The 8583-nt window shown below is 64.9% G+C and carries 9 protein-coding genes; 1 reads left to right on the top strand and 8 read right to left on the bottom strand.

Annotated elements, in window-relative coordinates; translation table 11 throughout:
- Positions 1 to 82 precede the first annotated feature (82 nt).
- Positions 83 to 1306, top strand: coding sequence for an integrase core domain-containing protein (locus A5906_RS22185; protein ID WP_245326836.1), 1224 nt, complete (start codon positions 83 to 85; stop codon positions 1304 to 1306).
- A gap of 174 nt (positions 1307 to 1480) precedes the next feature.
- Here the strand turns inward: A5906_RS22185 and A5906_RS22180 are convergent, their stop codons facing one another.
- The 8 genes from A5906_RS22180 to A5906_RS22145 form a co-directional block, all read right to left on the bottom strand.
- Positions 1481 to 1981 (bottom strand): RNA pyrophosphohydrolase, encoded by a 501-nt coding sequence (locus A5906_RS22180; protein WP_080137448.1) that lies wholly within the window; start codon positions 1979 to 1981, stop codon positions 1481 to 1483.
- 107 nt (positions 1982 to 2088) lie between these two features.
- Positions 2089 to 2595: an RNA pyrophosphohydrolase gene (locus tag A5906_RS22175; RefSeq protein WP_080137447.1), complete on the bottom strand. Its 507-nt coding sequence runs from the start codon at positions 2593 to 2595 to the stop codon at positions 2089 to 2091.
- 74 nt (positions 2596 to 2669) lie between these two features.
- The gene (locus tag A5906_RS22170; RefSeq protein ID WP_080137446.1) at positions 2670 to 3890 is read right to left on the bottom strand and encodes a divergent polysaccharide deacetylase family protein; all 1221 of its coding nucleotides are present in this window, start codon (positions 3888 to 3890) and stop codon (positions 2670 to 2672) included.
- A gap of 145 nt (positions 3891 to 4035) precedes the next feature.
- The gene (locus A5906_RS22165; protein ID WP_080137445.1) at positions 4036 to 5391 is read right to left on the bottom strand and encodes a S41 family peptidase; all 1356 of its coding nucleotides are present in this window, start codon (positions 5389 to 5391) and stop codon (positions 4036 to 4038) included.
- Entirely contained in the window at positions 5388 to 6755 is a 1368-nt protein-coding gene (locus A5906_RS22160; RefSeq protein WP_080137444.1) for a murein hydrolase activator EnvC family protein, read from the bottom strand. Before A5906_RS22160 ends, A5906_RS22165 begins: the two co-directional genes overlap by 4 nt.
- A gap of 33 nt (positions 6756 to 6788) precedes the next feature.
- Positions 6789 to 7271, bottom strand: a complete 483-nt coding sequence (gene rlmH, locus A5906_RS22155) for a 23S rRNA (pseudouridine(1915)-N(3))-methyltransferase RlmH (protein ID WP_080137443.1) — start codon at positions 7269 to 7271, stop codon at positions 6789 to 6791.
- A gap of 96 nt (positions 7272 to 7367) precedes the next feature.
- Positions 7368 to 7724, bottom strand: coding sequence for a ribosome silencing factor (rsfS, locus tag A5906_RS22150; RefSeq protein WP_080137442.1), 357 nt, complete (start codon positions 7722 to 7724; stop codon positions 7368 to 7370).
- A gap of 208 nt (positions 7725 to 7932) precedes the next feature.
- Positions 7933 to 8577, bottom strand: coding sequence for a nicotinate-nucleotide adenylyltransferase (locus A5906_RS22145; protein WP_080137441.1), 645 nt, complete (start codon positions 8575 to 8577; stop codon positions 7933 to 7935).
- Between the last annotated feature and the right edge of the window lie 6 nt (positions 8578 to 8583).

Here is an 8583-nt window from a genome sequence, read left to right as displayed (position 1 = left end):
GGTCCTGACCGGCTACATGGGTAACAGTCTAGACCGGCGACATGGGTAACAGGTCAATTGGTCGGCAAGGAGGGCCTTGCCGATGGGTTGGAAGGAGACCTGTGCCGTGGACGAGCGGATGCGTTTTGTGTTGGCGGCTGAGAAGGGCGAGGAGTCATTTGCTGCCCTCTGCCGGCGGTTCAATGTGAGCCGCCGGGTCGGGTACAAATGGCTGGGGCGGTATGAGGAAGAAGGGTTAGCCGGCCTGCTCGATCGCTCGCGGGCTCCACGGCATCATCCGCAGGCGATTGCGCCGGAAATTGCGGAGCGCTGCCTTGAAGTCCGGCGGGCGCATCCAACCTGGGGGCCAGTGAAGGTGAGAGCTTATCTGGAGCGAGCTGCGCCTAAAACCGAGTGGCCAGTGGCGAGCACGATCGGAGAGCTGTTTGATCGCGAAGGGTTGACGGTAAGGCGCAAGCTGCGCCGTCGCAGCCCGCCTTCGAGCGCGCCCTTTGCCGCATGTGAAGCCGCCAACGACGTCTGGTGCATCGACTTCAAGGGCTGGTTCCTGACGGGTGACGGCGATCGATGTGAGCCCCTGACGATCACCGATGCCCACAGCCGCTATCTTCTGCGCTGTCAGGCATTGCCCCGCACCGACACTGACCATGTTTGGCCGGTGCTCGATGCCGCCTTCCGCGAGTTCGGATTGCCTAACTTCCTGCGGTCGGACAATGGCTCTCCCTTTGCTTCGCGAGGTGCGGGCGGCCTGTCGCGCTTGTCGGTGAACCTGATCAAGGCCGGAGTGACGCCGGAGCGCATTGCTCCTGGCAAGCCGCAGCAGAACGGCCGCCATGAGCGCATGCATCTCACCCTGTTGCAGGATGTGGCCAGCCCGCCGGCACGCAGCATGCGCGAGCAGCTAAAGCGGCTTCGCGAATTCCAGCGGCTCTACAATCACGAACGTCCTCATCAGTCGCTGGACAACGCCACGCCTGCCGACCGCTACCAGGMTTCACCGCGCCGCTACGACGGAATCCTGCGCTCCCCGGAATACGGCGACCAGGAGGTCCGCTGGGTTCGTCACAATGGAGAGATCAAGCTCAACGGCCGGCTCGTCTACATCAACGCTGCTTTGGCGGGCGAGCCGATTGGGCTGACCGAGACCGAAGGCTGCTGGAGCGTCAGCTACGGTCCTGTCCTGCTCGGCTCCATCGCCTACCGCAGCGACCAACTGCGCAAGCCAAAACGGAAGGGCTGTGGACTTGGGGACAACGCTGCGCGTTGCCCCCAGGGTCCACAGCCCCAACAACAACAACAGACCTGAACGAAACGAGAATTGTGTTACCCATGTCGTCGGTCTGAACCGTTACCTATGTTGCCGGTTGCTCAAGCGGAGCGGGTGGTGGCGTCTCGCCTCCCTTCACACGCAAAGGTCCGGCGAAAATTCTCTCATGATTTCAAACCCCGTCCTACTGTGCATGGGGTTGTTTTCGCAGTTTCAGTTTGCGAACGCCGCGAACTCTCGCGCCACGGCCTGATAAACCTCGCGGCGGAACGGCACCACGAGATCGGCGACCCGATCCAGCCGCTCCCAGCGCCAGGCGTCGAACTCCGCGGGCTGCCCGTTGCGCGGTGTCAGCGGGTCGATCTCGTCATCCCTGCCGGTGAAGCGCAGCGCGAACCATTTTTGCCGCTGCCCGCGAAACTTCGCCAGGCGATGCGTCTGTGGTCCGTCGTAAGGCGGAAACTCGTAAGTGAACCAGTCGGTCTCGCCGAGATAGTCGGCGCTGACGACGTTGGTCTCCTCCCACAGCTCGCGCATCGCCGCATCGCGCAGATTCTCGCCCTCGTCGACCCCACCCTGCGGCATCTGCCAGTCGAGGCCCGGCAGAATGATCTCGGGCCCGTCGCCCTTGAAGCGGTGGCCGATCAGCACACGGCCGTCGGCGTTGAAGAGGGCGATGCCGACGTTGGGGCGGTAGGGTTTTTCGTTCGTCACTTGCAAATTTCTCTCATCGTCATTCCGGGGCGATGCGAAGCATCGAACCCGGAATCTCGAGGTCCCGGGTTCGATGCTGTCGCATCGCCCCGCGACGACAACAAGGATCAATCCTCCGCCAGCGCGGAAAATTCCTTCACCACGCGCTCGTAGACCGGGCGCTTGAACGGGATGATCAGCTCGGGGAGGTTCTTCATCGGCTCCCAGCGCCAGTTGACGAATTCGGCCTTGTGGCCGCCGCCGCCGGGCTTCTCGACGTTGATCTCGCTGTCCTTGCCGGTGAAGCGGACTGCGAACCATTTCTGGCGCTGGCCGCGGTAGCGGCCCTTCCAGGCGCGGCCCGCGACCGTGCGCGGGATGTCGTAGATCAGCCAGTCCGGAACCTCGCCGAGCCGCTCCACCGAACGCACGCTGGTCTCCTCATAGAGCTCGCGCTTGGCAGCCTCCCAGGTGTCCTCGCCGGGATCGACGCCGCCCTGCGGCATCTGCCAGACATGCGCGTCGTCGACATGCTCGATGCCGCCGGCGCGGCGGCCGATGAACACCAGTCCCTTCGTATTGATCAGCATCACACCGACGCAGGTCCGGTAGGGCAGATCCTCGTAACGCGCCATTCCGCCAGACCTCTTGCCTGCACTTGGTGGGCATGCCGGTCCCGCGAGACCTCGTGCCGTACCAATCCGTTGATTTAGCTGGATTTTGATTTCAGCATCGCAGTTGTCAATGGCACCAAAAGGATACCTCGGTCGCCCAATGTCTTGGTCCAGGCACTGACGCGGTCGATCGAGACCGGCAGGGCAGAGGCGGTCCCGACGGCGACGCCGCGCTCGCGGGCGGTGGATTCGAGCTTGTTCAGGGCGCGGTCGATCTCGGTCGGGGTCGGCACCGCGTCGATGGCGATGTCGCCCTTGCCGAACGGCATCGACGCGCTGGCCGTGGCCTGGGGCGCGATGCTGCGGGGCGAGGAGCCGTCGTCGAAGAAGCCGAGGCCGCGCTTGGCCGCCTCGCGGATGATCGGCTGCATCGCCGGCTCCGTCGCGATGAAGCGGGCGCCCATGAAATTGGCGAGACCGGCATAGCCCTGCATACGGCTGAGGTGCCAGTACAGGCGGTCCATGTTCTGGTCGGGGCTGAGCGAGGTCAGCAGCGTCTGCGGCCCCGGATCATTGTCCGGGAAGTCGTAGGGCTCCATCGGGATCTGCAGGAAGATCTCGTGGCGCTGGGCGCGCGCCCGCTCGGCAAGCTTGCCGGGATCGGCGCCATAGGGCGTGAAGGCCAGCGTGACCGCCGGCGGCAGCTTCATGATCGCGTCCGTGGTCTTGGCGGCGCCGACGCCGAGCCCGCCGATCACGATGGCGACCACCGGCATCTTGGCGGCCTTGGCACGGTCGGCGTCGGCCGCATAGACGTTGAACGACTTGAGGTCGCCGGCGACCGCGGGAATCATCCCGTAGCGCGACTTCTCCAGCAGCTTGGGGTCGATCCCGGCCATGACCGGCGGGGCGGAAGCCGCCTCGCCCTTGTCGGAGGCCTCGCCAGCGCCGATCACCACGTCGTGCCGCGCGCCGGTCAAGCCGTCGATCATGGTGACGGTCTTCTGCTCACCCGGGGCGGCCTGCTTCGGCGCTTCCTTCGTCTCGTGCTTGCTGTCCGGCTTGATCTCCGAGCCGTGGCCGGAGGCCGCAGGCTTCTCCTCCGTGGCTTTGGGCTCGCGGATCGCGATCCGCGTCATCGGCTCGCCGCCGAGCGGGTCCTTGTTGAAGATGGCGAAGCCGGCAAAGGTCACCAGGAACAGGCCGAGCAGCACGGCCAGCAGCTGCATGGCGGTGAACGGCAGCCGCAGCCGGCGCTTGCGGCGCGGCTTATCCTGTCCGAGCGGGGTGCTCAGATCATCGGCCGTTTCAGTCATGCGCGATCCCGAATCACTGATCCCGACGATACCACGGCGGGGTCAAGCGGCGGCAGGCCGGGATAGGCCGGGGACGACGGGAGTTCCAAGCAAAAAGGGCGGCTCGAGGAGCCGCCCTTTTCGGAAGATTGCCTGATGCGCCGATTTAGTTCGCCGCTTTGGGCTTGTCGGTCGCGGCCTTGTCGGCGCCCGGGGTGGGTGCGGCGGAGGCGCTGTTCTTGATGCCGTGGAGCAGGTCGTCGGCGAGCTTGAGCGCCTTGTCGTCCTTGGCATCCGGCGGCACGTAGGACTGCGAACCGGTCTTCTCGTCGCCGTCGTTCTTGAGGTGGCCGCGCAGCGAAGCCTCGCCCTTGGTGTCGGTGCGCGACTTCAATTCGTCCGGCACGTCCTGCAGCACCTCGATGTCGGGCACGATGCCCTTGGCCTGGATCGACTTGCCCGACGGCGTGTAGTAGCGCGCGGTGGTCAGGCGCAGCGCGCCGTTGCCCGAGCCGAGCGGGATGATGGTCTGCACCGAGCCCTTGCCGAACGAGCGCGTGCCGACGATGGTCGCGCGCTTGTGGTCCTGCAGCGCGCCGGCGACGATCTCGGATGCGGAGGCCGAGCCGCCGTTGACCAGCACGATGACCGGCTTGCCCTTGGTGAGGTCGCCGGCATGGGCGGTGCGGCGCTGGGTCTCCTCGGCATTGCGGCCGCGGGTCGACACGATCTCGCCCTTCTCCAGGAACGAGTCGGAGACGGTGACCGCTTCCTCGAGCAGGCCGCCCGGGTTGTTGCGGAGATCGATGATGTAGCCCTTCAGCTTGTCGCCGATCTGATTCGAGAGGTTGGCGACCTCGCGCTTCAGGCCTTCGGTGGTCTGCTCGTTGAAGGTGGTGATGCGGATATAGGCGATGTCGTCGGCTTCGACGCGCGCGCGCACCGAGCGGACGCGGATGTTGTCGCGCACCAGCGTCACGTCGAGCGGATTGTCCTGGCCCTTGCGGATGATCTTGAGCTTGATCTTGGTGTTGACAGGACCGCGCATCTTCTCGACCGCCTGGTTCAGGGTCAGGCCCTGCACCGCCTCGTCGTCGAGATTGGTGATGATGTCGTTGGCCATGATGCCGGCGCGCGAAGCGGGCGTGTCGTCGATCGGCGAGACCACCTTGATCAGGCCGTCTTCCATCGTGACCTCGATGCCGAGGCCGCCGAACTCACCGCGGGTCTGCACCTGCATGTCGCGGAAGCTCTTGGCGTCCATGTAGCTCGAATGCGGATCGAGGCCGGTGAGCATGCCGCTGATGGCGGATTCGATCAGCTTGGTGTCGTCGGGCTTCTCGACATAGTCGGAGCGCACGCGCTCGAACACGTCGCCGAACAGGTTGAGCTGGCGATAGGTGTCCGCGGTGGCGGCTCGCGCGCTGGAGCCCATGAACACCGCGCGCGGCTGGGTCACGAACAGCGTCAGCGCTGCACCGGTGGCCGCGCTGAGGAGGATTACTGAAGTCTTGCGCATCATCCGCGAACCTTCTCGCCTTCATTTGCGGCCCACCATGGGCCTGGATCGATTGGAGTGCCGTCTTTACGGAACTCGACATACAGCACAGGTTGACTCGCGTTCGTGGCGAGAATGGAGGCGACTTGAGAGGTCGACCCCATGGTCGCGACTGGCTCCCCCGTGAGCACAAACTGTCCGATGTTGACCGAAATGCGCTCCATCCCGGCGATCAGGACATGATACCCGCCCCCGGCGTTGAGGATCAAGAGTTGTCCATAGCTGCGGAACGGCCCGGCATAGACCACCCAGCCGTCGCACGGCGTCGTGACCTGGGCGCCGGGCTTGCTCGCCAGCGAAATGCCCTTCTGCACCCCGCCGACCCCGTCGGAACCGCCAAAGTCCCTGATCTTGTTACCGTTAACCGGGAGGGGCAGGAGGCCCTTGGCCGAGGCGAAGGCGATCGCGGGAGTGGTCCTGGACCGGTCCTTGAAAGCGGCGGGGCCGGATTTGGCGCTGGCCGCCGCGTTTGCCGCTGCCAATTTGGCCTCCTTGGCCTCGGCCTGTCTTGCGGCCTCGGCGGCCTTCTCGGCCGCCTTGGCGGCGCTCTGGAGGTCCTGCTCCATCTTGGTGATCAGGCCCTGGAGATCACCGACCTGCTTTGACAGAGCGATGGCGCGCGAATTCTCGGCATCAAGGTCCTTTTCGCGCGAGGCCTGCTGGCGCTGCCGCTCGTCGACGAGCGCCGCGAGGCGGTTCTGGTCGTTGCGGACCTTGTCGCGGTCATTGGCGAGTTGGTCGCGTTCGCTCGCGATGTTCTTGCGCAGGGCGACGAGCTCGCCGAGCTCGCCCGCGATCTTCTCCGCGCGGCCGCGCAATTCCGGCACGACGGCGCCGAGCAGCATCGCGGTGCGTAAGGATTGCAGCGCGTCCTCAGGGCGCACCAGCAGCGCCGGCGGCGTGCGCCGGCCGGCGCGCTGCAGCGCCGCCAGCACCTCGACGATGTCGGCGCGGCGCGAATCAAGCGAAGAGCGCATCTGCTGCTCGCGGCCGTTCAGCGTCTTCAGCCGCGCCTCGGCTTCGTCGATCTTGGTCTCGACGGAACGCACATTGGCGGCGGTGTCGATCAGCTGCTGGTTGAGCTGGGTGCGGTCCTGGCCAAGCGCGGTGATCTCGGCCTTCAGCTTGGCCTGCGCTTCCTCCGCGCTCTTCTGCCTGGCGCGCGCAGCTTCCAGCTCCTGCTCGCGCTGCTTGATGGCGTCGGGCGAGACCGCTGCAGTCTGGGGCGCGGGCGCTGCCGTCTGAGCTTGCGCGAGGCTTGCGTAAGCTTGCGCGACGCTTGCGCCTGCGAGGCTTGCAATCAGCAGATTGAGGACAGGCGCTCGCATCGCTTTAGGCAAAGGTGCTCGTTGTGGCGCGCATCACGCGCGGTGATAGGGGTGGCCGGCCAGGATGGTGGCGGCCCGATACAGCTGTTCCAGAAGCATGACGCGAACCATTTGGTGCGGCCAGGTCGCAGAGCCGAACGCGATCGCGAGCTTGGCCTTACGGCGCAATTCGGGCGAAAGTCCGTCCGCCCCTCCGATCATGAAGATAGTATGTCCGGCCCCCTCGTCGCGCCAGCGCCCGAGATGCCGTGCGAATACGGTGGAGTCGAGATTCTGGCCGCGTTCGTCCAGTGCCACCAAGATGGATTTGTCCGGAATATGCGCCGAGATCGCAGCGGCCTCTTCCGTCATCCGTGTCGCGGCGTCGCGCGCGCGGCTCTCGGGAATTTCGTGGATGCTGAGCTCGCGGAATCCGAGCTTGCGACCGGCCTCGTCGAACCGCTCGAAATAACGGTCGGCAAGCTCCCGTTCGGGGCCCTGCTTCAGCCGGCCCACCGCAATGACAGCAACACGCATGATGTTTCAGCGTCGTGGTTTCATGACCGCGCGCATCCCGCGCGCGCACGACGCTAGCATGCGCGTCAGCCGATTCGAAATCGGCTTCGTCAGCCTCTAGATCGCCTTCGCCGCCCCTGGGCCCTGCGTGTACAATCTCTCGAGATTGTAGAACTCACGGACCTCGGGTCTGAACACGTGCACGATCACATCGCCGGAATCGATCAGCACCCAGTCGCAATTGGGCAAGCCCTCGACATGGATGTTCTTGATGCCGGTTTCCTTGAGGCCCTTCGTCACGTTCTCCGCGATCGCACCGACGTGCCGGTTCACCCGGCCGGTGGTGACGATCATGTAGTCGGAGTATGCCGATTTGCCGCGAAGGTCGATGGTGACCGTCTCTTCCGCCTTCATATCCTCGAGGCGGGAGAGGATCAGGCTCAGCGTCTTGTCGGCGTCGGGTTGCGCCTGCAAGGCCGCAGCTTTGGTCGATGTTTTACGCGTAGGCTTAGCAACCTTGGGTAAAACAGACTTGGACAATACAGATGTGGCCAGGGACCATTCCTTTCACTGTATCGCGAGAGCCGAATCCGGCGCTCACGGGTGACACTACATCATGTGGGGTTAAGGGTTTCAATATGCCAGAGAGTCCAATGTCCCCACGACGCCGGTACACTCCGTCTCACTTCGTACCTTTCCAGCTCCCGTCCGGGTTCCGCAGGCCGGTCGAGGACAGATTCAGCTTCAATCCGGTGAGGAACACCCAGGCCGGCGCCGACTGGTCCGCAAGCAGCGCTGCCTTGTTCTCGGGCAGACGGTAACGAGATAGCGCTTGGGCGGCGGGCGAGGCGAGGGCGCGAAAACTCTGCGGCGGGCGATCGATGACCGCCATCGGTACCTGGCCGGCGATGCGCCGCCAATCCTGCCAACGATGGAATTGAGCGAGGTTGTCGGCGCCCATGATCCAGACAAAGCGCAGGCCGGAGAAGCGGCGGCGCAAGGTGTTGATCGTATCGATAGTATAGCGGGTGCGGATGACGGATTCGAGACAGCTCACCTCGATGCGCGGATCATCAGCGACGTCGCGCGCGGCCCGCATGCGCGCGCCGAGCTCGTGCAGATTGCCGTTCTCCTTGAGCGGATTGCCTGGAGTCACCAGCCACCAGACGCGATCGAGCTGCAATCGCCTCAAGGCGAAGCGGCTGATCGCGCGATGCGCCTGATGCGGCGGGTTGAACGAGCCGCCGAGCAGGCCGATGCGCATCCCCTCCGTGTGGGGCGGGACCGCTTGCGCCACAAAACGCGGCACGACGAATGTGTTGCTCAATGCCCC

It is taken from the genome of Bradyrhizobium sacchari, from assembly GCF_002068095.1.
Lineage (GTDB): Bacteria > Pseudomonadota > Alphaproteobacteria > Rhizobiales > Xanthobacteraceae > Bradyrhizobium > Bradyrhizobium sacchari.
Note: the sequence above shows the minus strand (reverse complement) of the source record. Positions and strands in the feature narration are given on the sequence as shown.

What these genes read in the sequence shown, in the direction of transcription:
- A5906_RS22175 (WP_080137447.1), bottom strand. Translation starts at nt 2,595, where the DNA reads ATGGCGCGTTACGAGGATCTGCCCTACCGGACCTGCGTCGGTGTGATG.
- A5906_RS22170 (WP_080137446.1), bottom strand. Translation starts at nt 3,890, where the DNA reads ATGACTGAAACGGCCGATGATCTGAGCACCCCGCTCGGACAGGATAAG.
- A5906_RS22165 (WP_080137445.1), bottom strand. Translation starts at nt 5,391, where the DNA reads ATGATGCGCAAGACTTCAGTAATCCTCCTCAGCGCGGCCACCGGTGCA.
- A5906_RS22160 (WP_080137444.1), bottom strand. Translation starts at nt 6,755, where the DNA reads ATGCGAGCGCCTGTCCTCAATCTGCTGATTGCAAGCCTCGCAGGCGCA.
- rlmH (WP_080137443.1), bottom strand. Translation starts at nt 7,271, where the DNA reads ATGCGTGTTGCTGTCATTGCGGTGGGCCGGCTGAAGCAGGGCCCCGAA.